The sequence below is a fragment of the Kineococcus sp. DHX-1 genome, from assembly GCF_042473625.1.
Lineage (GTDB): Bacteria > Actinomycetota > Actinomycetes > Actinomycetales > Kineococcaceae > Kineococcus.
Genome location: NZ_CP170445.1, coordinates 3,633,359 through 3,653,753 on the forward strand (window position 1 = coordinate 3,633,359; position 20,395 = coordinate 3,653,753).

The following is a 20,395-nucleotide window of genomic DNA, read 5'->3' on the forward strand; positions in this document are numbered from 1 at the left end:
TGCCCAGGAGCCGTCGTGATCGAACTGCGCCACCTCACCAAGACGTACGGGGACCCCCCGCACGCCACGACGGTCCTCGACCGTCTCGACCTCACCGTGCCCGCCGGCAGCATCACCGCCGTCGTCGGACCCAGCGGCGCGGGGAAGAGCACGCTCGCCCAGTGCGTGACGCTGCTGACCCGGCCCACGTCGGGGTCCGTCGTCGTGGGCGGCCAGGACCTCACCCAGCTCGGCGCGGAACGGTTGCGGGAGGCACGGCGCCGCATCGGGACGATCTTCCAGTCCGACGGTCTGCAGACCCGCCGCACGGCCGCGCAGAACGTCGAGCTCCCCCTGCGCTACCTCGGCGTCGTCCCCCGGGACCGGAAGCGACGCGTCGCCGAGCTCCTGGACCGGGTCGGGCTGGCCGGGCTGGCCGACCGCTACCCCCACGAACTGTCGGGAGGGCAGCGCCAGCGCGTCGGCATCGCCCGCGCGCTCGCGCTGCGCCCCGGCGTGCTGCTCTCCGACGAGGCGACGTCCGGGCTGGACCCGCAGGCCACGGCCTCGATCACGAGCCTGCTGCGGGAACTGCGCGACGACCTCGGCCTCGCCATCCTCTTCATCACCCACGAGATGGACACCGTCGTGGACGTGGCGGACGCGGTCGCCCGCCTGGACCACGGCCGCATCGTCGAGGCCGCGCCCCTCCTCGACGTGCTGCGCGACCCGGCCTCCCCCGTCGGAGCGGCCCTGCTCCCCCGCCGCGGCGTGGGGGACGCGGGCGGGCTCGTCGTCTGGGAGGTCCACTACCGCGGCGACGATGTCCCCGCCGACTGGCTGACCGCCGCCTCCCGCGAACTCGGCCACGACCTCGCCCTGCTCGGGGCGTCGGTCGGGACCGTCGCGGGCCGCACCGTCGGGCACGCCACCCTCGGCGTCCCCGGCACGGTCGACCCCACCGCCCTCACCGCCGCCCTCGACCGCCGCGGACTGCACGCGCAGACCCCGGTGAACGCCCCGGCGAAGACCCCTCGAGAACTGGACCTCGTGTGATCCCCCTCAGCGTCGCCGCCGCCTCGGACCTCGACACCCCGCTGGCGCAGATCCCCGCGCTCATCGCGCCCGCGCTCCTCGACACGCTGCTCATGGTGGGCATCGTCATGACGATCGTCGTCCTGCTCGGCGTGCCGATCGGCGTCCTCGTGCACAACCTCGCCCCCGGCGGGCTGTTCGAGCACCGCGCCGCGCACGCGGTCCTGTCCTGGGTCGTCAGCACCGGCCGGTCGCTGCCGTTCCTCGTCCTCATGGCCGCACTCGTGCCGTTCACCCGGTTCGTCACCGGCACGAACATCGGCATCCGCGCCGCCGTCGTCCCGATGGTCCTGGCCGGGACGGCGTTCTTCGCGCGCATCGTCGAGAACTCCCTGCGCTCGGTGCCGCCGCACCTCGTCGCGGTGGCGCAGGCCTCGGGAGCCTCTCCGCTGCAGGTCGTCACGAGCGTGCAGCTGGCCGAGGCCACGCCGTCCATCATCGGTGGGCTGACCATCAACACCATCGCGATGATCGAGTACTCCGCCATCGCGGGGACCATCGGCGCCGGCGGCATCGGCTACGTCGCCGTCACCTACGGGTACCAGCGCTTCGACCACGCCGTGATGATCGCGACGATCGTCGTCCTCGTGGCGCTCGTGGCCCTCGTCCAGCTCACCGGCGACGCCCTGGCCCGCGCGGCCGACCCCCGCACGCGCCGCCGCTCGTCCCGCGCGAACTCCACCTCGAACTCCCCCCAGAACACCGCCCAGAACCTGGAGAAGACCCTTGTCCACTGAGACCCGCGAACCCACGACCGACGACCACGGTTTCGAGATCCGCAAGCGCAGGCGCTGGCCCTTCGTCGCGGGTGGCGCAGTCGTCCTGCTGGGCGCCGCCGCCGCGGTCGTCGTCCCGCGCCTCGGGGGCGACGCCACCGCGAACACCCAGGCGGGCGCGACGCTGTACGTCGCCACGGCCGAGGGCAACGCCCGCGAGGAGGCCCTCATCGAGTTCGTCGCGAAGGACGTCGCCCCGAAGCACGGCATCACGGTCGCGTTCAAGGCGCTCGCCGACTCGAACACCATCAACCGGGCCGTCAGCGACGGTGAGGTCGCCGGGACGATCTACCAGCACAAGCTCTGGCTGGGCCAGGTGCTGCAGGCGAACCCCGACTTCCGCGAGGAGGCCGCGACCCCGGTGTTCCGCTGGGGGTTCGGCCTGTGGTCGGCGAAGTGGAAGAGCCCGCAGGAGATCCCGGACGGCGGGACGGTCTCGCTGTACTCCGACCCCGCCAACGAGTCGCAGGGGTTGTTCGTCCTGGAGAAGGCCGGGCTCATCACGCTCAAGGAGGGCACCGACGTCGGTTCCGCCACGGTCGACGACATCGCGCAGAACCCGAAGAACCTGCAGTTCACACTGCTCGACTTCGGCGCGCAGTCGCGCGCGCTGCCCGACCTCGACGCGGCCGTCGGCTACACCGAGTACTACCTGGCGGCGAAGATCCCGATCGAGCAGCAGATCTTCGCCCCGACCGCACCCGACGAGTTCGCCGGGCAGCTGACCATCGGGTCGCGCTGGAAGGACACCGACAACGTCAAGGCGCTCGTCGCGACGTTCCAGGACCCCGCGGTCCAGGAGTACCTCGCCACGAACGCGGACGTGAAGGACGTGCTGCTGCCGCTCGACGCGAACTGACCGGCTTCTCAGACCGGGGTCGGCACGACCCCGGCGAGGACCAGGCACGACACGGCCAGCACGAGCAGCATGGCGACGTCGACCGCCCGGGAGCGGACCGCGAGCGCACCCGCGATCCGCACCGGGAGGACGAGCCGCAGGACGGCGGCCACGGCGAGGTCCGTGCCGAGCAGGACCCCGCCGACCGTCGGGCCGGCGAGCAGCGTGAGCGCCAGCGCCGCGACGATCCCGCCGACCAGCGTCAGCAGGACCGCACCACGCGGTGCGGGGACGTGCTCGGTGCCGGCCACGACGTCCGCCCGTCCGTCAGTGGGCGAAGTGCCGGGCGCCGGTGAAGTACATCGTCACGCCGGCCTTCGTCGCGGCCTCGACGACCTCGGCGTCGCGGATCGACCCGCCCGGCTGGACGATCGCCCGCACACCGGCGTCGAGCAGGATCTGCGCACCGTCGGCGAAGGGGAAGAACGCGTCGGAGGCCGCGACCGAGCCCGTGGCCCGCTCGGCCCCGGCGCGGTCGACGGCGAGGCGGCAGGAGTCGACGCGGTTCACCTGGCCCATGCCGACGCCCACCGAGGCGCCGTCCTTGGCCAGGAGGATCGCGTTGGACCGCACGGACCGCACGGCGCGCCAGGCGAACTCGAGGTCGGCGAGCACCTCGGGCGAGGCAGCCTCGCCGGCCGCGAGGGTCCAGCCCGCCGGGTCGTCGCCGTCGGCGTCGACCGCGTCGAGGTCCTGGACGAGCACCCCGCCGGAGACGTGGCGCCACTCCTGCGCGGCCCGGCCGTACCCCTCGGGCAGCTGCAGCAGGCGGACGTTCTTCTTCTCCTGCAGCACCTCCAGCGCCTCGGGCTCGAACCCGGGGGCGATGACGACCTCGGTGAAGACGGGTGCGACCTGCTCGGCCATGGCGCGGGTGACGACCCGGTTGGCGGCGATGACCCCGCCGTAGGCCGAGACGGGGTCGCAGGCGTGGGCCTTGGCGTGGGCGTCGGCGACGTCCGTGCCGGTCGCGATGCCACACGGGTTGGCGTGCTTGATGACGGCGACGGCCGGGCCGGACAGGTCGTACGCGGCGCGCAGGGCGGCGTCGGCGTCGACGTAGTTGTTGTAGGACATGGCCTTGCCGTGCAGCTGGACGGCCTGGGCGATGCCGGGGGCGGCGGTCGGGTCGGCGTAGACCGCGGCCTGCTGGTGCGGGTTCTCGCCGTAGCGCAGGACGTCGGTGCGCTCGAGCGCGACCCCGGCCACGGCGGGCCAGCCCTGGTCGTCGGCGTCGAGGGTCTGCTGCGCGAACCACGTCGCGACCGCAGTGTCGTAGGCCGCGGTGTGCGCGAACGCGGCGGCGGCCAGCCGGCGGCGGGCGGTCAGGTCGAAGCCCCCGTCGGCGACGGCGGACAGCACGTCGCCGTAGCGGGCGGGGTCGACGACGACGGCGACGCTGGGGTGGTTCTTCGCGGCGGCGCGGACCATCGACGGGCCGCCGATGTCGATCTGCTCGACGACCTCGTCGTAGGCGGCGCCGGAGGCGACCGTGGCGGCGAAGGGGTAGAGGTTCACGACGACCAGGTCGAACGGTTCGACGTCGAGCTCGGCGAGCTGGCGCACGTGGTCGGGCAGGCGACGGTCGGCGAGGATCCCCGCGTGCACGCGCGGGTGCAGCGTCTTGACCCGGCCGTCGAGGCACTCGGGGAACCCGGTGAGCTCCTCCACGGGCGTGACGGGGACGCCGGCCGCGGCGATGCGGGTCGCGGTGGACCCGGTGGAGACGAGGGCGACGCCCGCGGCGTGCAGGCCCCGGGCGAGCTCCTCCAGGCCGGTCTTGTCGTAGACGCTGACCAGCGCGCGCTTCACGGGGACCTTCGTGGCCTGGGGGTCCATCAGCGGGGTGCCGTCCTCTCGGGGTGGGTGAGATCGTGGGCCAGCCGGCTCACGACGTGGGTGAGGAGTTCTCGTTCGGCCGTCTTGATGCGCTCGTGCAGGGTCGCCTCGTCGTCGTCGGGCAGGACCCGGACGGCGGCCTGGTCGAGGATCGGGCCGGTGTCCACGCCGGCGTCGACGAGGTGGACGGTGCAGCCGGTGACCTTCACGCCGTGCGCCAGGGCGTCGCGCACGCCGTGCGCGCCGGGGAACGACGGCAGCAGCGCCGGGTGAGTGTTGACCATCCGCCCCGCGAACGCGTCGACGAGCGGGGTGCCGAGGATGCGCATGAAGCCGGCGAGGACGACGAGCCCGGGCTCGTGCCGGGCGACCTCGGCGGCGAGGGCGACGTCCCAGGCGGGCCGGTCGGCGAAGTCCGCGGGTGCGACGGTGAACGTCTCGACGCCGGCGCGCGCGGCGCGGTCGAGGGCGGTCACCCCGGGCTTGTCGGAGCCGACGGCGACGACCTGCCACAGGACGCCGCGGTCCGGGGAGTCGAGGAGGGCCTGGAGCGTCGAGCCGGACCCGGAGGCGAGGACCACCACCCGCACGGGAGCCGCGGGGGCGGGGGCGGTGTCACCGGCAGGCACGTGCACGGACTCTAGCCGCCGGCCGCCCCTGGTCCCGCACCCCGGCGCGGGGCCAGACTCGGCCCATGCCGCTGCGCACCCGTCCCTGGCCCGCCGGTGTGCCGTGCTGGGCGCACCTGGACACCCCCGACCCCGAGGCGTCCGCCGCCTTCTACGGCGCCGTCACCGGGTGGAGCGCGGGGCCGCCCGGGCCCGACGGGTCGCGCGTGGCGACGGTCGAGGGGCACGCGGCCGCGGGGTTCGGCCGGTCCGAGGAGCCCGCGCGGTGGACGCTGCACGTCGCCGTCGACGACCTCGAGGCGGCGCTGGTCCGGGTGCGGGACGCGGGCGGCCGGGTCGTGCGGGAACCGTGGGACGGCGAGGGCACCCGGGCCGCGGTCGTCGCCGACCCCACGGGCGCGCAGGTCGGGCTGCTGCAGGGCGGCGGCGCGGACTGGGTGAACGGTCCCGGCGGACTCGCCTGGGAGGACCTGCGCTCGGCGGACCCGGGGGTGTCGTCGGCGTTCTACGAGGCCGTCCTCGGGTGGACGTGGACGGAGCTGTTCGAGGGCTACGGCACCGTCGCCGCGCCCGACGCCCCGCACCCGGTCGGCGGGATCGGGCCGCTGTGGGGCTCGGCCCCCGGCTGGCTGGTCCACGTCGGCGTCGCCGACGTGGACGCCGCGGTGGAGTCCGCGACGGCCGCGGGCGGGTCCGTGCTCACCCCCGCCCACGACAGCGACTACGGCCGGATGGCGCAGCTGGCGGACCCGCACGGGGCCGTGCTGGCGATCTTCACCCCGCCCGCGGGTGCGCCGCAGCCGACGCGCTGAGGACTACTCCCCCAGCAGCCTCGGCGGTTCCTCTCCGCGGGCGGCGCCCGTGTCGGGCAGCGTCACGACGAGCGTCGTCCCGCGCCAGGCCCGCCACGCGCGGGTCAGCAGGACCGCGAGGACGGCGCCGGCCGCGACCTCGCCGGCCACGACCGCCCCGGTGAGCAGCGCGTCGGGACCGACCTGGCTCATGCGGCCGTGTCCGAGCGGCCCGGAGGCGAAGGCGGCCAGGACGGCCACTCCGGCGCCGGTCGCGAGCCCGGCCAGCAGCGCGGCGCCGCACCGGCGCAGCAGCCCCGCGACCTCCGGCCCGCGGCGGGCGTGCAGCCACCAGGCGCCGGCCCCGACGAGGACGGGCACCGCGACCGCCGCCCACGCCAGGCCCGGGGTGGGACCGGGGGCGGGCAGCGCCCCGAGCACGGGCAGCGTCGGCAGCACCTCCAGCGACGTCCCGCCCGGGGCCACCGACGTCCCCGTCCCGACGGCGAAGCCCGTGCCGCTCGTCCAGGCCAGCGCCCAGACCGCGAAGGTCGGCACCAGCAGGGCCTGGCCCAGGGTCAACAGGGCCCCGCCGAGGACGCCCGGGTCCAGGGCCTGGTGCAGGGCCAGGACGTCGGCGCGGCCGTGGACCAGCGCGGCGGCCGTCCCGAGCGCACCGACGCCCAGGAGGGTGAGTCCGGCGGTGAGCGCGGGGCGGCCGACGGCGGCCGCGAACGCGGGCACCGGGGGCCGGTGCGGCCACAACGCGACGAGCGCGCCGGTCCCGCCGACGAGGCAGCCCCCGAGCAGCGACGACACCAGCCCGGCCGCGCCGACGCCGCTGCGCGACACGAGCGCGAGGAGCAGGGCCAGCACGCCGTAGCAGGCGGTGAAGACGCCGAGGGCGCGGCCGAAGGGGACCTCGCGCTCGGACTCGACCTGGTCGCGCCGCCACATCCGCACCGCGCGACGGGCGGACAGGACCGCGAGCAGCGTCAGGCCCAGGGGCGCGACGCCGATGCTGCCGCCCACGATGGCGACGGTGCTGCCGTGCGCGAGCAGCCACAGGTCGGCCCCCACGCGCGCGACCGCGGCGAGGGAGGACGTCGAGCGGACCGAGGCGATCCAGCCGACGACGCAGAGCGCGACGAGCGGGACGAGCACGGTGAGCACGGCGCGGACCGCGGCGGGGAACAGCGGCGCGAGGTCGGAGGCGGCGGGGCGCGCCCGGCGGGACCGTCCCGGGGCGGGACGGGCGGCGGGGCGGTCGGTGGGCGTGGACATCACCGTCGATGCTCCCTCGTCCCACCCCCGACGGGTGGGACCGACACCCGCCCCGGACGCACGTCGGCCCCCCGCTCCCGGCGACGGGAGCGGGGGGCCGACGGTTCGAGCCGGGCTCAGAGGCTCTGGAAGATCTCCCGCGCGAGCTTGGCGGTCTCGGACGGCGTCTTGCCGACCTTGACCCCGGCCGCCTCGAGGGCGTCCTTCTTGGCCTGCGCGGTGCCCGCGGAGCCGGAGACGATGGCGCCGGCGTGGCCCATCGTCTTGCCCTCGGGGGCGGTGAAGCCCGCGACGTAGCCGACGACCGGCTTGGTCACGTTGGCCTCGATGAACTTCGCCGCCCGCTCCTCGGCGTCGCCGCCGATCTCACCGATCATGACGATCACGTCGGTGTCCGGGTCGTCCTGGAACGCCTGCAGCGCGTCGATGTGCGTGGTCCCGATGACCGGGTCCCCGCCGATGCCGACCGCGGAGGAGAAGCCGATGTCCCGCAGCTCGTACATCATCTGGTAGGTCAGGGTGCCCGACTTCGAGACCAGGCCGATGCGGCCGGACTGCGTGATGTCGGCCGGGATGATCCCGACGTTGGACTGTCCGGGGCTGATGAGACCGGGGCAGTTGGGGCCGACGAGGCGCGTGGTGCCCGAGGCGGCGGCCATCGCGTAGAACTCGGCGGTGTCGTGGACCGGGACACCCTCGGTGATGACGACGACGAGCGGGGTGGCGGCCTCGATGGCCTCCACGACGGCGCCCTTGGTGAACTTCGCCGGGACGAAGATCACGGTGACGTCGGCGCCGGTCGCCTCGCGGGCCTCACCCACGGAGGAGAACACCGGGATCGCGACGGAGGAGCCGTCGGCGGCGGTGAATTCGACCGACTGACCGCCCTTGCCGGGGGTCACGCCGCCGACGATCGTGGTGCCGGAGGCCAGCATGCGCTGGGTGTGCTTGCGCCCCTCCGAGCCCGTCATCCCCTGGACGAGGACCTTGCTGTCGGAGTTGATGAAGATCGACATCGCTCAGGCCTTCCCAGCGGTGTTGGCGAGCTCGGCGGCCTTGTCGGCCGCCCCGTCCATGGTGTCCACGACCGTCACGAGCGGGTGCGCGGCCTCGGCGAGGATGCGGCGCCCCTCCTCGACGTTGTTGCCGTCCAGGCGCACGACGAGCGGCTTGGTCGCCTCGTCGCCGAGGATGCCGAGCGCGGAGACGATGCCCTTGGCGACCTCGTCGCAGGCGGTGATGCCACCGAAGACGTTGACGAACACGCTCTTGACCTGCGCGTCGTTCAGGATGACGTCGAGGCCGTTGGCCATGACCTGCGCGGACGCGCCGCCGCCGATGTCGAGGAAGTTCGCCGGCTTGGTGCCGCCGTGCTTCTCCCCCGCGTAGGCGACGACGTCGAGGGTCGACATGACCAGGCCCGCGCCGTTGCCGATGATGCCGACCTCGCCGTCGAGCTTGACGTAGTTGAGGTGCAGCTCCTTGGCCTTGGCCTCGAGCGGGTCGGCGGCCGCGGCGTCGACGAGGTCGGCGTGCGCCGGGTGCCGGAACTCCGCGTTCTCGTCGAGGGTGACCTTGCCGTCGAGGGCGACGATGTCGCCGGACTCGGTGCGCACCAGCGGGTTCACCTCGACGAGGGTCGCGTCCTCGGCGGTGAACACCCCCCAGAGCTTGACGAAGACGTCGGCGACGGCGTCCTGCAGTTCGGGGGCGAACCCGGCGGCCTGGGCGATCTCGGCGGCCTTGGCGGCGTCGATGCCGGTGAGCGCGTCGACGGGGATGCGCGCGAGGGCCTCGGGGCGCTCGACGGCGAGCTGCTCGATCTCCATGCCGCCCTCGACACTGGCCATGGCCAGGTAGGTGCGGTTGGAGCGGTCGAGCAGGACGGAGAAGTAGTACTCCTCGGCGATCTTGGCGCCCTGGGCGATCATCACCTGGTGGACGGTGTGGCCCTTGATGTCCATGCCCAGGATCTCGCCGGCCCGCTCGGCCGTCTCGGCCGGGGAGTGGGCGAGCTTGACGCCGCCGGCCTTGCCGCGACCGCCCGTCTTGACCTGCGCCTTGACGACGACGGTCCCGCCACCCATGGCCTCGGCGGCCGCCTGGGCCTCCTCGGGGGTGGTCGCGACCCTGCCGTCCAGCACGGGTACGCCGTGCGCGGCGAACAGGTCGCGCGCCTGGTACTCGAAGAGGTCCACCGGAGTTCCTCGTCTTCCTCGTCCTCGGTCGGAAGTGACTGTCCGTGCCGTCTGCGGCACCAGTCCAACGGGCGTCTCGCACCCTAGACCCGCGGTCCGACGCGCGTCCGACCAGGTGTGGAGACGCCCGTCACACCCGGCTCGCCGGCTGCGGACGGGCGGGCCAGGATGGCGTGACCATGGATGCGCACCAGGAAGCAGCACACGAGACCGCCGCCGACGACCTCGAGTCCGTCCTCGCCGCCGCGCACGCCGCGGCCCGTCCGCTGGCCCGCAGCACCCCCGCGGAGCGCGCCGACGCGCTGGACGCGGTCGCCCGAGCGCTGGAGGGGGCGCGCGCCGAGCTCGTGGCCCTGGCCGGCGAGGAGACCCACCTCCCGCAGGCCCGGCTGGAAGGGGAGCTGACCCGCACGGTGTTCCAGGCGCGGTTGTTCGCGGCCGGCCTGCGCGACGGTTCGCTGCTGCCCACCCGCATCGACCACGCCGACCCGGACTGGGGCATGGGCCCCCGCCCGGACCTGCGCCGCACCGTCGTCCCGATCGGCCCGGTCCTGGTCTTCGCGGCCAGCAACTTCCCCTTCGCCTTCAGCGTCGCGGGCGGCGACTCCGTCTCAGCCCTGGCCGCGGGCTGCCCCGTCGTCGTCAAGGCCCACCCCGGCCACCCGCGCCTCTCCCTCGCCACGGCCCGGCAGGTGACGGCCGCCCTGGCCGCCGTCGGCGCTCCCGAGGGGGCCTTCGCGCTCATCGAGGGCGTCGAGGCGTCGAAGACCGCGTTGAGGGACCGGCGGATCCGCGCCGCCGGGTTCACCGGCTCGGTCCGCGGCGGCCGCGCCCTGTTCGACCTCGCCGTCTCCCGGCCGGACCCGATCCCCTTCCACGGCGAGCTGGGCAGCGTGAACCCCGTCGTCGTGACCCCGGCCGCGTGGGCCGAGCGCGGCGCGGACGTGGCGGCCGGCTGGGTCGGGTCGCTGACCCTGGGCGCCGGGCAGTTCTGCACCAACCCCGGCGTGGTCCTCGTGCCCGACGCCGACGCGTTCACGGCCGCCGTCGACCTGCCCGTCCCCGGGCCGATGCTGCACCCCGGGATCGTCGAGGGGTTCCGGACCGCGACGGACGAACTGGGGTCGCAGCCGGGAGTGCGTCCCGTCGCGACGGGCGCGGACGGCCCGGACGGGATCGCGGCGCAGGTGTTCACGGTGACCGCCGCGGACGTGGTCACCAACCCGCACCTGCTCGAGCTCGAGGCCTTCGGCCCGGCCGGGCTCGTCGTCGGCTACTCCTCCGAGGACGAGCTGCGCTCCGTCCTCGACGCCCTGCCCGGGCAGCTGACGGGTTCCGTCCACGCCGCGGCCGAGGACCCGCTGGCCGTGGAGGTGGCCGGGTTGCTGGCCGAGCACGTGGGCCGGGTCGTCTGGAACGACTGGCCGACGGGGGTGACGGTCTCGGCCGCGCAGCAGCACGGCGGCCCGTGGCCGGCCACCACCTCCCCCACCACGACGTCCGTGGGGACGGCCGCGATCTCCCGGTGGCAGCGTCCCGTGGCGTTCCAGGGGTTCCCCGCCGCCGCCCTGCCCGACGAGCTGAAGGACTGAACCGGATGAGCGAGCAGCAGCACGTCGTCGTGGTTGGCGCGACGGGTCACATCGGCAGCTACCTCGTGCCGCGCCTGGTCCGCGCCGGGCACCGCGTCACGGCCGTGAGCCGCGGGACGCGCGAGCCGTACCACGCCGACGCCGCGTGGGAGCAGGTCGAGACGGTCGTCGCCGACCGCGAGGCCGAGGCCGCCGCGGGGACGTTCGGGACGCGGATGGCGGACCTGCACCCGGACGTCGTCGTGGACCTCGTCTGCTTCACCCTCGACCAGGCCCGCGAACTCGTCGAGGCGCTGCGCCCCACCGGGGCGTTCCTCGCGCACTGCGGGACGATCTGGGTCCACGGCGTCGCGGACGCCTCCCCGCTGCGCGAGGACGACCCGAAGGAACCGTTCGGGCCGTACGGGACGCAGAAGGCCGCGATCGAGGAGTTCCTGCACGCCGAGACGCGGTCCGGCGGTCTGCGCAGCACCGTCGTGCACCCGGGGCACATCAGCGGTCCCGGCTGGCCCGTCATCACCCCGCTGGGGAACCTCGACCCGGGGGTCTGGGAGGCGCTGGCGACCGGCGGGGAACTGCTGGTCCCCGGGCTGGGACTGGAGACCATGCACCACGTCCACGCCGACGACGTCGCGCAGGTGTTCGAACTGGCGGTGGCCCGTCCGGAGGTGTCGGCCGGCCAGAGCTTCCACGCCGTGTCCGACCGGGCCCTCACCGTCCGGGGTTTCGCCCGCGCGGCCGCGGCGTGGTGGGGCCGGGAGGCGAACCTGCGGTCGGTGACGTGGGAGGAGTTCCGCGCCGCGGCCGGCGAGCACGCCGAGGCGAGCTGGGAGCACCTGTCCCGCAGCCACTCCGCGAGCACCGAGAAGGGCCGCGAACTCCTCGGCTACGCGCCGGGGACGTCGCTGGACGCGGCGCGGGCGGCCGTGGAGGCGATGGGGTTGCTGCCCCGCACCTGACCCCGGCCGCCGCGCCCGCGCTCAGCCGCGCGTCACGTCGGGGGAACGCGTGGGCGAACTGGTGGGGGAACTCGTGGGCGAGTCCTCACCGGTCTCCACCGTGACGCGGGTGGCCGTGAGCGACCCGTCGGCGGCACGGGTGCACCGCACGCTCACGTGTCCCCCGACCCGCAGGTCGGCCGGCGTGACCACGGCCCCGTCCTGGCGCAGCACGGTCGCGGAGGTGAGGGCGACGACGACGTCCTGACCGCGCTGGAGCTTGTCCCGCCCGCCGTGGACCGCGACGGTGATGCGGTTCCCCGCGGTGTCGACGGCCGTGAGGGTTCCGGCCACGACGAGCTGCGGCACGCGCACCCCGCGGGTGACGGTGGGGCGCGCAGTCGGCCGTCCCGTGACCGGAGCGGTGGCCGTGGCGGTGCTGGTGGCGGTCGGCTCAGGGCCCGCCGGTCGGGCGGCGGACGCGCTGCCCGCGGTGGGCAGCGCTATGGCGGCCGCGAGGACGAGACCCACGGTGACGGCGGTGGTTCGACGGTTCATGCGCAGTGCTTCGGCGGTCGGGCCGCCCGGGAGGAGAGGTCCTCACCCGGGCGGCTCACCGGACTCAGACGCGGAAACCGGCCACGAGCTCGTTCAGCCGGTTCGCGGCGCGGGACACCTCGTCGGCCGTGGCCGCCGTCTGCGACGCGCTGTCAGTGGTCTGGCCGGCGGCGCGGGCGATGCCGGTGATGTTCGCGGCGATCTCCTGGGACCCCGTCGAGACCTCGGTGACGTTGCGGACCATCTCGCTCGTCGTCGCCGACTGCTCCTCCACGGCCGCGGCGATGGTGGCCTGCAGGCCGTCGATCTGGGCGATGACGTCGGCGATCTGGGCGATGACGCCCGTGGCCGCCCCGGCGTCGGCCTGCGTGGCGTTCACCTTGGCAACGATCTCCTCGGTCGCCCGGGCGGTCTGCTGCGCGAGTTCCTTGACCTCCCCGGCCACGACGGCGAACCCCTTGCCGGCGTCCCCGGCGCGGGCGGCCTCGATGGTCGCGTTCAGGGCCAGCAGGTTCGTCTGCTCGGCGATGGAGGTGATCAGCTTGACGACGTCGCCGATCTCGCGGCTGGAGGCCCCGAGGCGGGTGATGGTGGCCTCGGCGTCCTGGGCGGCGGCCACCGCGGTGGCGGCGGTCTGGGACGCGGTGGCGGTGGAGGTGGCGATCTCGCGGATGGCCGAGGTCATCTCCTCGCCCGCCGCGGCGACGGTGCCGATGTTCGCGCTGATCTCCTCGGTCGCGGCCGAGACGACCTGCGACTGCGAGGCGGACTCGGCCGCCCCGGCCGACAGGCTCCCCGCGACGGAGGTGAGGTGCTGGGAGGAGGTGGACAACTCGCCCGCGTTCCGGGTGACCTCGCGGACGACCTCGGCGAGCTTGGCGGTCGAGGAGTTCAGGGCCGTGGCGAGCTGGCCCATCTCGTCGCGACCGTCGTAGTCGACGCGCTGGTCGAGGCGGCCGTCGGCCAGACCCTCGACGACGTGCAGGGACAGGCCCAGCGGGCGGACGATGGAGCGGGTGATGACGACGGTCGCGAGCGCCGCGAAGGCCACGCTGACGGCGCCCATGAGGACCAGGACGAGGACGGAGGAGCGGTAGGCGGCGGCACCGTCGCTAGCCTGCTGCGCCGCCGCCTTGTTCTCGACGTCGATGAGCGTGGCGATGGTGTTCATGACGACCGTGGCCTTGGGCGTCACCGTCGCCTCGCGGTAGGTGCTGAAGCTCACGAGGTCCCCCGACATCGCGTGGTCGACGAGCTGGGCGCGGGCCGAGCGGTAGTCCGCGAGGGCCGCGGTGTAGGCGTCCCGCTGCGCCGCGGTGCTGTGCGGGCTGCTGGCCAGGTAGGCCGCCCACCCGTCGTCGAGGAGCCTGTCGTCGGTGGCGAGCTTGTCCTTCTGCGCGGCGCGCTTCTCGGGCGAGGCGACCGCGATGTTCTGGACGTCGGACCGGACCTGCAGCACGGCGGCCTTGGCCTCGCCCATGGTGCGTACCGACCCGACGCCGGACTTGCTGAGTTCCTGCAGGTCGGCCTGGGCGTTGCCCAGCCGGACCAGCCCGATGACGGTGGACGCCACGAGCAGCAGCGTCACGAGCCCGAAACCGATGACCAACTTCGACGCGACCCGCAGGTTCCGCAAGAACGACACGACGCAACACCTTCGCCTTGGTTCGACGGCTGTGAGCACTGCGCCCACCCAGCCGTCCATCGGCGTTCTCCCAGGTGGACCTGAGAGGCGGTTCTAGATCACGACGCGACGGCCGCGCTTGACCCGGTACATCTCGGCGTCGGCCGTCCCGAGCAGCGACTCCACGAGGGCCGCCACCTGACCGTCCACGTCCAGCCCGGCCGGCAGGTCGCCCACCATCCGCTGCGGTTCCCCGCGGACGGCCCCGGTGCTCGCGCTCGCGGTGACGACGGACCCGGAGAGCGTGAACGGTTCCAGGAGGGCCAGCCGGAGCCGTTCGACGAGGGGACCGGGCTGGACGGCGGGGTCGGTCACGTGGACGGCGAACTCGTCGCCGCCCAGGCGCGCGACGCAGTCGCCGTCGCGCACGGCGGCGCGCAGCCGGTCGGCGACCCCGCGCAGGAGGTCGTCGCCGGCCGCGTGCCCGAGGGTGTCGTTGACGGCCTTGAAGCGGTCGAGGTCGACGAAGGCGACGACGACGGGTGCCCCGGTGAGCAGCGCCGAGCGGACCACCGCCGCCATCCGCTCGCCGAACCGGCGGCGGTTCTCCAGCCCGGTGAGGGGGTCGACGTGGGCGAGGGTGTCGAGCTGCCCGCGCTGCTGCTCGGCCGTCGCGAGCAGTCGGCGGTGGTCCTCCACCGTGAGGAACTGCCGCAGCACGACGAGGACGACGACGGCCAGCAGCGTCGCCAGGACGACGCGGTCGATCGCCGCCCACAACCGCCAGGCGCCGGCGCACGCGGCCGGGAGCAGGGCGATGTACGGCACGAGCCGGGCCCACGACTCCGAGGGCGGCGCGACGGCGCTCGTGCGGCGCTCGGGCCGCAGCAGCGAGACGAGGGCGAAGCAGGCGAAGGCGACGATCCAGCTGAAGTCCGCGACCCCGCCCGTCTCGAAGGTGCCGTGCAGCAGCGCGTAGGAGTAGGTGACGTCGGCCACGGCGAACGCCGTCCCGCCCAGCACGACGAGCACCCCGGTGCGCGAGGACCCGGTGGCCAGCAGCGAGACCAGCGTCAGCGTGAGGAAGACGACGTCGACGACGGGGTAGGCGATGGGCACGACGAGGTCGCCGGGCGGGCTGTCGGAGACGCGGACGGCGCCCCCCAGCCACAGGACCCAGACGACGGTGAACAGCGACAACCCCAGCAGCGCACCGTCGATCGCGGTGCGCACCCCGATGTGGGCGCGGATCCGTCCCCGCAGGTGCACCAGGGCCGAGACGACCGCGAGCGCGTAGTAGAAGGAGAACGGCAGGTCGGCCCAGGTCGTCGCCGCGAGCCCCAGGCCGAGGACGTCCTGCGCCGTGAAGACGCCCTGGCCGAGGCTCCACAGCAGGCAGCCGACGGCGAAGAGCCCCCGGGCGCGCCGCACCCAGCCCGCGGCCAGCCGGCGCGCGGCCCACAGCCCCAGCAGGCCGGCGACGAGGGAGACGACGGTCTCGGTGAGCCCGAAGGCGAGGAGCGCCGGGTGGCTGCCGCGGCCCAGCGCGAGCTGCGCGACGCCGAGGCCGACCAGCGTCGTCAGCAGGACGGCGGTCCCGGCGAGCAGGGGACGGTGGCGCGCGCTCGTCACGGTCGTCCCCCTCGTCCCGCGACCCACGGTCGCCCTCCGTTGCGGACTCGGCAGGGCCGGGGCCCACCTTGAGAGGTCCGGGCGGTCTGCGAGCATGCGCCGGTGCCGGACGACCGCCTGGACGACCTCGAGACCCTGCTGGACAACCCCGTCTGGGCCGCGCTCACCGGCGTGCACGCCGGGCTCGCCGTCGGCGCGGGGGCCGGGCGCCGCTACCCCGAGGACGTCTCCCCGTTCGGCGGCCTCGCCGACCAGGCCGACCGGGCCGCCTGGGCGGACCTCGCCGCGGCCGCCGGGCCGGACGCGACGGTCGTCTTGCCCGCACTGGCCGTCCCTCCCCCGGACGGCTTCGAGCTCGTCTCGGCCCTGCCCGGCGTGCAGCTCGTCGCGACCGACGCGTTCGCCTCGCGCGCCGCCGACGACGTCCCGGGGCTGGTGGAGCTCGGACCCGACGACGTCGACGACGCCCTCGACCTCGTCGACCGCACCCGGCCCGGCCCGTTCGGGCGGCGCACGCGCGTGATGGGCCGCTACCTGGGGATCCGCGAGGACGGCCGGCTGCTGGCCATGGCCGGGGAACGGCTGCGCCTGGGCGCGGCGACGGAGATCAGCGCCGTCTGCACCGACCCCTCGGCGCGCGGCCGGGGCCTGGCGACGACCCTCGTCCGCGCCGTCGCGCACGGGATCCGGGCGCGCGGCGAGCTGCCGTTCCTGCACGCCGCGGCGCACAACACGGGCGCGATCGGGCTCTACGAGCACCTGGGGTTCCGCCTGCGGCGGACGCTCGACTTCGCGGCGGTCCGGACGCCGGGACCACAGGACCGCTGACGGGTCCGCCGCAGGACTCGCTCCCGCAACGATCCGCCCGAACGGCTCCAGCGGTGATCACGGGGTCCCGATGATCGCCGGGTGAACGCACGGTCCCTCGACACCGCCTGGCTGGCCACCCTGCCCTCGCGCCACCTGCCCCGGTGGACCCGGGCCTGGTGGCCCGCCGCGACCTTCGGCGGGTTCCTCGTGGTCGTCTTCTCCGAGCCCGCCGACCCCTGCACCCTCGCCGCCCCGTGCGCGCCGGACCCGGTGGGCGACGCGGGACTCGGGCTCGCCGTGGCCGGGGCCGTCCTGACGGCCGTGCACGGTCCCACGGCGCTCGCGGCGACCGTCGTCGGGCTCCTCGTGAGCGCGGGGACCGGCAACCCGTGGTGGGCCTGGGCCGCTGCGGCCGCCCACGTCGGGTTTCAGGCGGCGGTCGTCGCCCGCCGCCGGCGGCGTCCGGACCCGGGGGTGACGGGGCCCGTGACGTCACCCGCGACGGCCGAGGTCGCACCGCTCCCGCGGGCGACCCCGGGTCTCCTCGGCGCGGCCGGGCTGCTGGTGGCGATGCTGGCGCTCGCCGGTGTGCTGTCGTGGCACGAAGGCGAGGCGCAGGCGGGCGCCCCCGTCCGCCAGGGCCGGGTCGTCGCGCAGGACACGGACGAGTTCACCGTGGACGTGGCCCTCGACGCGGGCGGTCGGCGGACCGTGGACGTCTACGACCCGGCGGACTACCCCGTCGGGACCGACGTCCGGCTGTGGGCGTTCGACGACGGGTCCGCACGCCTGCTCAGCGAGCCCTACGACCCCTTCGGAGCCTGGGCAGGGGCGGGGTTCGGCGCGGCGGCGCTGCTCGCCACCGGGGTCGCGCTCCAGGCCCGGCACCGACGACGGCACGCGTTCCTCACGCAGGAGCAGCCGCGCTGGCACGCGAACGCCCGCCTGCTGCCGGGGATCGCCTTCGTCCACCCGCTCGACGCCGGCCCCGACGACGAGCCGGTGCTCGCGCTCGCCCTTCCGCACGAGGAGGAGGACGAGGGACCCGAGGAGGTCTGGGAACTCCCCGACCCGGTCCCCGTCGAGCTCTCGGGCCTGCCCCTGCCGGGCCGCTGGTGCGCGCTGCGGGTCGACGGGGCGTGGCTGCCGGTGCTCGCCCCCGCCGTCGACGGCGCTGGGGGTCCGCCCCTCGTCCTGCGGGACCCCGAGGTCGACGAGGACGGGCTGCCGCTGCTCGAGGTCCCGGTCGAGGACCTGTCGGAGCAGGACGTGGTCCCGCTCGACGGCGTCGTGGCGGTGGCGGGACGGCACACGACCCCGCTGTGGGTGGGGCTGCTGAGCGCCGTCCCGGCGCTCGTCGTCGCAGCCGTCGGCCTGGAGTGGGTCGACGGGGTGGCCGGCTGGCTGGCCGGGTGGTGGCCGGGCACGCCGTTCGGCCCCGGGGTGCTGCGGACGGTGAGCGCCGCGGCGCTGGGTCTGCTCGCCCTGGAACTGGTGTGGTGGTTCCGGCTGCGCCCCCGGGTCCGGTGGGACGAGGACGGTCTGGAGGTCGTCCCGCCGCTGGGCCGGGCCACCCGTCACGGCTGGGACGGCCTCGTCGAGGCGGAGGTCGTGGAGAGCGGCGGTCTGCAGCTCACCCTCGTCACCGACTTCACCCCCGGCCTGGCCGAGGGGCCCGGGCACGGGGAGTTCCCGGTGGAGGAGGTGGAGGTCCCCGTCGCGGCGACGAGGCTGCCCGGGTTCCTGCGCCGGGGCTGGCGGACCGGGCCGGAACTGCGGGCGGCGCTGCTGCAGGCGCGCGACGGCGCTCGGCACGAACGGCGTGCCCCGGTGCGGATCGACGGGCCCGTGCGCCCGGTGCTGCCGTGGGTGCTGTGGGTCTTGGCCGTGGCCGCCTCCGCGGCCGGGGGGTGGGCCTGACCGAGGCTCCTCGACGGGGTCCTCAGAGGACGCCGGTGTGCTCCAGCACGATGTTCACGCCGATGGCGATGAGGATCAGCCCGCCGAGGACCTCGGCGGGCTTGCCGAACCGGCTGCCGGCCTTGTGGCCGATGACGGCACCGACGGCGGTGATGACGGCCGTCGTGACGCCGATGGCGAGGGCGGCCGGGACGATGGCGACGTCGAGGAACGCGAAGCTGATGCCGACGGCGAGGGCGTCGATGCTCGTCGCCAGCGCGAGGAGCAGGAGCTGCCGCAACGGGATGCCGTCGCTGTCCTCCTCCTCGTCCGCGCCGCCCGTGAACGCCTCCCACAGCATCTTGCCGCCGATGAGGGCCAGCAGCCCGAAGGCGACCCAGTGGTCGAACGCCGTGATGTAGCCGCGGAACTGCCGGCCCAGGGCCCAGCCCAGGACGGGCATGAGGGCCTGGAAGAACCCGAAGGCGAGGGCCAGTGACGCCGCGCTGCGCACGGTGAGCCGGCGCAGGTGCAGCCCCTTGCCGAGGGCGACGGCGAAGGCGTCGGCGGAGACGCCGAGGGCGATGACGAGCAGGGTCCACAGGGACACGGGCGTGGCGGCCTTCCGGTCGGGAGCGACGCCCAGGGAACCACAGCGTCCCGCCCCGGGGGAACTCGCGGTGGACCGCCGGACCTGCTGCAGGACAAACGGATCGAGGGCTGCGGCGCACCGCACGCAGGTCTTCGGCGCACCGGCGGCGCCGCGCCGGTCCCGGTCCTACAGTGGGGCCATGGCCCGCTTCGTCGAGGTGCACCCGCAGGACCCGCAACCGCGGGCGGTCTCCCAGCTCGCGGCGATGCTGCGCGACGACGCGCTCATCGCCTACCCGACGGACTCCTGCTACGCCCTCGGCTGCCGGCTCGACAGCCACACCGGTGCCGACCGCATCCGGCGCATCCGCCACCTCGACGACCGGCACCACTTCACGCTCGTGTGCTCCGACTTCGCCCAGCTCGGGCAGTTCGTGCACCTCGACAACGTGCAGTTCCGGGCCGTCAAGGCCGCGACGCCCAACCCGTACACGTTCATCCTGCCCGCCACGAAGGAGGTGCCGCGGCGGTTCGCGCACCCGAAGAAGAAGACCGTCGGGGTGCGGATCCCCGACCACCCGTTCGTCCGGGCGCTGCTGTCCGAGCTGGGCGAACCGCTGCTGTCGAGCACGCTGCTGCTGCCCGACCACGAGGAGCCGCTCACGGACGGCTGGACCGTCAAGGAGGAGCTCGACCACGTCGTCGACGCCGTCGTGGACGCCGGGGAGTGCGGGACCGAGCCGACGACGGTCGTCGACTGGTCGCAGGGGTACCCCGAGGTCGTGCGCGTGGGGGCCGGGGACCCGTCGCGCTTCGAGTGATCAGCCCTGCGGTCCGTCGAGCGCCGCGGCGAACAGCGCGCGCAGGTCCTCGTCCGGCACCTCCCCCGCGCGGGCCTGCGTCAGCTTGAGCGTGCCGCGGCCACCGAGCAGGTCCGGGTGGCGCTCGCCGAAACCCCCGTCGCGGTCGGCGGACCAGCCGTACAGCGAGACGCCGTGCTCCCACACCCCCAGGTACAGCGCGGGCCGGCGCGCCCGGGCCGGTCCCGGGCGCCGGTACCGCAGGATCCCGTACGACAGGTCGGTCTCGAGGTCGTCGCGACCCTCGCGCAGCAGGCGGTCCACCCTCTCGAAGAGGGCCCGGTGCGTCTCCGGGACGGCCGCGACGTACTCGTGTGCGTCCATGCCGTCCAGACTGCCGTGCGCGGCGGAACTCAGCGGCGGGACTCAGCGGTGCGGTTGCCACCGGGGCCTGCGGGTAGG

General features: G+C 74.9%; 20 protein-coding genes. 9 read left to right on the forward strand and 11 right to left on the reverse strand.

The features are described 5' to 3' along the window. Positions 1 to 15: 15 nt before the first annotated feature. The 3 genes from ACFEMC_RS17350 to ACFEMC_RS17360 are packed head-to-tail and all read left to right on the forward strand — an operon-like array spanning position 16 to position 2,709. Positions 16 to 1,035, forward strand: coding sequence for a methionine ABC transporter ATP-binding protein (locus ACFEMC_RS17350; protein WP_380170802.1), 1,020 nt, complete (start codon positions 16 to 18; stop codon positions 1,033 to 1,035). Further along, positions 1,032 to 1,811: a methionine ABC transporter permease gene (locus tag ACFEMC_RS17355; protein ID WP_380170803.1), complete on the forward strand. Its 780-nt coding sequence runs from the start codon at positions 1,032 to 1,034 to the stop codon at positions 1,809 to 1,811. The genes ACFEMC_RS17350 and ACFEMC_RS17355 overlap by 4 nt, the downstream gene beginning before the upstream one ends. After that, the gene (locus tag ACFEMC_RS17360; RefSeq protein ID WP_380170804.1) at positions 1,801 to 2,709 is read left to right on the forward strand and encodes a MetQ/NlpA family ABC transporter substrate-binding protein; all 909 of its coding nucleotides are present in this window, start codon (positions 1,801 to 1,803) and stop codon (positions 2,707 to 2,709) included. The genes ACFEMC_RS17355 and ACFEMC_RS17360 overlap by 11 nt, the downstream gene beginning before the upstream one ends. Positions 2,710 to 2,717: 8 nt before the next feature. On the opposite strand, the gene ACFEMC_RS17365 is transcribed toward ACFEMC_RS17360, so the two are convergent. The 3 genes from ACFEMC_RS17365 to purN are packed head-to-tail and all read right to left on the reverse strand — an operon-like array spanning position 2,718 to position 5,216. After that, a complete protein-coding gene (locus tag ACFEMC_RS17365) occupies positions 2,718 to 2,999 on the reverse strand; it encodes a DUF3017 domain-containing protein (protein WP_380170805.1) in 282 nt (93 codons plus the stop codon). 16 nt (positions 3,000 to 3,015) lie between these two features. Then, complete coding sequence (gene purH, locus ACFEMC_RS17370; protein ID WP_380170806.1) at positions 3,016 to 4,587, reverse strand: bifunctional phosphoribosylaminoimidazolecarboxamide formyltransferase/IMP cyclohydrolase; 1,572 nt, start codon at positions 4,585 to 4,587, stop codon at positions 3,016 to 3,018. Continuing rightward, entirely contained in the window at positions 4,587 to 5,216 is a 630-nt protein-coding gene (purN, locus tag ACFEMC_RS17375; protein ID WP_380170807.1) for a phosphoribosylglycinamide formyltransferase, read from the reverse strand. Before purN ends, purH begins: the two co-directional genes overlap by 1 nt. A 65-nt stretch (positions 5,217 to 5,281) precedes the next feature. On the opposite strand from purN, the gene ACFEMC_RS17380 reads away from it, so the two are divergent. Then, positions 5,282 to 6,028 (forward strand): VOC family protein, encoded by a 747-nt coding sequence (locus ACFEMC_RS17380; RefSeq protein WP_380170808.1) that lies wholly within the window; start codon positions 5,282 to 5,284, stop codon positions 6,026 to 6,028. 3 nt (positions 6,029 to 6,031) lie between these two features. Here the strand turns inward: ACFEMC_RS17380 and ACFEMC_RS17385 are convergent, their stop codons facing one another. From ACFEMC_RS17385 to sucC, 3 genes are all read right to left on the reverse strand, one after another. Next, entirely contained in the window at positions 6,032 to 7,291 is a 1,260-nt protein-coding gene (locus ACFEMC_RS17385) for a DUF6350 family protein (RefSeq protein WP_380170809.1), read from the reverse strand. 116 nt (positions 7,292 to 7,407) lie between these two features. Further along, positions 7,408 to 8,307 (reverse strand): succinate--CoA ligase subunit alpha, encoded by a 900-nt coding sequence (gene sucD, locus ACFEMC_RS17390; protein ID WP_380170810.1) that lies wholly within the window; start codon positions 8,305 to 8,307, stop codon positions 7,408 to 7,410. Between the two features lie 3 nt (positions 8,308 to 8,310). After that, entirely contained in the window at positions 8,311 to 9,489 is a 1,179-nt protein-coding gene (gene sucC / locus ACFEMC_RS17395) for an ADP-forming succinate--CoA ligase subunit beta (protein WP_380170811.1), read from the reverse strand. Between the two features lie 179 nt (positions 9,490 to 9,668). Between sucC and ACFEMC_RS17400 the strand changes: the two genes are divergently transcribed. Beyond that, positions 9,669 to 11,081 carry an aldehyde dehydrogenase (NADP(+)) gene (locus tag ACFEMC_RS17400; RefSeq protein ID WP_380170812.1) on the forward strand — a complete coding sequence of 471 codons (1,413 nt, stop codon included), beginning with the start codon at positions 9,669 to 9,671 and terminating at the stop codon, positions 11,079 to 11,081. A 5-nt stretch (positions 11,082 to 11,086) separates the two neighbouring features. Further along, complete coding sequence (locus ACFEMC_RS17405) at positions 11,087 to 12,040, forward strand: NAD-dependent epimerase/dehydratase family protein (RefSeq protein ID WP_380170813.1); 954 nt, start codon at positions 11,087 to 11,089, stop codon at positions 12,038 to 12,040. 21 nt (positions 12,041 to 12,061) lie between these two features. On the opposite strand, the gene ACFEMC_RS17410 is transcribed toward ACFEMC_RS17405, so the two are convergent. The 3 genes from ACFEMC_RS17410 to ACFEMC_RS17420 form a co-directional block, all read right to left on the reverse strand. Continuing rightward, positions 12,062 to 12,577, reverse strand: a complete 516-nt coding sequence (locus ACFEMC_RS17410) for a DUF5666 domain-containing protein (protein ID WP_380170814.1) — start codon at positions 12,575 to 12,577, stop codon at positions 12,062 to 12,064. Positions 12,578 to 12,641: 64 nt separating this feature from the next. Beyond that, the gene (locus tag ACFEMC_RS17415) at positions 12,642 to 14,222 is read right to left on the reverse strand and encodes a methyl-accepting chemotaxis protein (protein ID WP_380170815.1); all 1,581 of its coding nucleotides are present in this window, start codon (positions 14,220 to 14,222) and stop codon (positions 12,642 to 12,644) included. A gap of 93 nt (positions 14,223 to 14,315) precedes the next feature. Further along, the gene (locus ACFEMC_RS17420; protein ID WP_380170816.1) at positions 14,316 to 15,833 is read right to left on the reverse strand and encodes a diguanylate cyclase domain-containing protein; all 1,518 of its coding nucleotides are present in this window, start codon (positions 15,831 to 15,833) and stop codon (positions 14,316 to 14,318) included. A 102-nt stretch (positions 15,834 to 15,935) separates the two neighbouring features. Here ACFEMC_RS17420 and ACFEMC_RS17425 point away from each other — a divergent pair, with 102 nt between their 5' ends. Then, entirely contained in the window at positions 15,936 to 16,661 is a 726-nt protein-coding gene (locus tag ACFEMC_RS17425) for a GNAT family N-acetyltransferase (protein WP_380170817.1), read from the forward strand. An 81-nt stretch (positions 16,662 to 16,742) separates the two neighbouring features. Then, positions 16,743 to 18,563, forward strand: coding sequence for a hypothetical protein (locus ACFEMC_RS17430; RefSeq protein WP_380170818.1), 1,821 nt, complete (start codon positions 16,743 to 16,745; stop codon positions 18,561 to 18,563). A gap of 22 nt (positions 18,564 to 18,585) precedes the next feature. Here the strand turns inward: ACFEMC_RS17430 and ACFEMC_RS17435 are convergent, their stop codons facing one another. Then, a complete protein-coding gene (locus ACFEMC_RS17435) occupies positions 18,586 to 19,152 on the reverse strand; it encodes a manganese efflux pump MntP family protein (RefSeq protein ID WP_380170819.1) in 567 nt (188 codons plus the stop codon). Between the two features lie 181 nt (positions 19,153 to 19,333). On the opposite strand from ACFEMC_RS17435, the gene ACFEMC_RS17440 reads away from it, so the two are divergent. Beyond that, a complete protein-coding gene (locus tag ACFEMC_RS17440) occupies positions 19,334 to 19,954 on the forward strand; it encodes an L-threonylcarbamoyladenylate synthase (protein WP_367638283.1) in 621 nt (206 codons plus the stop codon). On the opposite strand, the gene ACFEMC_RS17445 is transcribed toward ACFEMC_RS17440, so the two are convergent. Further along, positions 19,955 to 20,317 (reverse strand): DUF1801 domain-containing protein, encoded by a 363-nt coding sequence (locus ACFEMC_RS17445; RefSeq protein ID WP_367638282.1) that lies wholly within the window; start codon positions 20,315 to 20,317, stop codon positions 19,955 to 19,957. Positions 20,318 to 20,395 lie beyond the last annotated feature (78 nt).

Bases quoted from the DNA above. Each gene is read 5' to 3' on its own strand.
- purH (WP_380170806.1), bottom strand. From the start codon at position 4,587: ATGGACCCCCAGGCCACGAAGGTCCCCGTGAAGCGCGCGCTGGTCAGC.
- ACFEMC_RS17380 (WP_380170808.1), top strand. From the start codon at position 5,282: ATGCCGCTGCGCACCCGTCCCTGGCCCGCCGGTGTGCCGTGCTGGGCG.
- ACFEMC_RS17385 (WP_380170809.1), bottom strand. From the start codon at position 7,291: ATGTCCACGCCCACCGACCGCCCCGCCGCCCGTCCCGCCCCGGGACGG.
- sucD (WP_380170810.1), bottom strand. From the start codon at position 8,307: ATGTCGATCTTCATCAACTCCGACAGCAAGGTCCTCGTCCAGGGGATG.
- ACFEMC_RS17400 (WP_380170812.1), top strand. From the start codon at position 9,669: ATGGATGCGCACCAGGAAGCAGCACACGAGACCGCCGCCGACGACCTC.
- ACFEMC_RS17405 (WP_380170813.1), top strand. From the start codon at position 11,087: ATGAGCGAGCAGCAGCACGTCGTCGTGGTTGGCGCGACGGGTCACATC.
- ACFEMC_RS17410 (WP_380170814.1), bottom strand. From the start codon at position 12,577: ATGAACCGTCGAACCACCGCCGTCACCGTGGGTCTCGTCCTCGCGGCC.
- ACFEMC_RS17440 (WP_367638283.1), top strand. From the start codon at position 19,334: ATGGCCCGCTTCGTCGAGGTGCACCCGCAGGACCCGCAACCGCGGGCG.
- ACFEMC_RS17445 (WP_367638282.1), bottom strand. From the start codon at position 20,317: ATGGACGCACACGAGTACGTCGCGGCCGTCCCGGAGACGCACCGGGCC.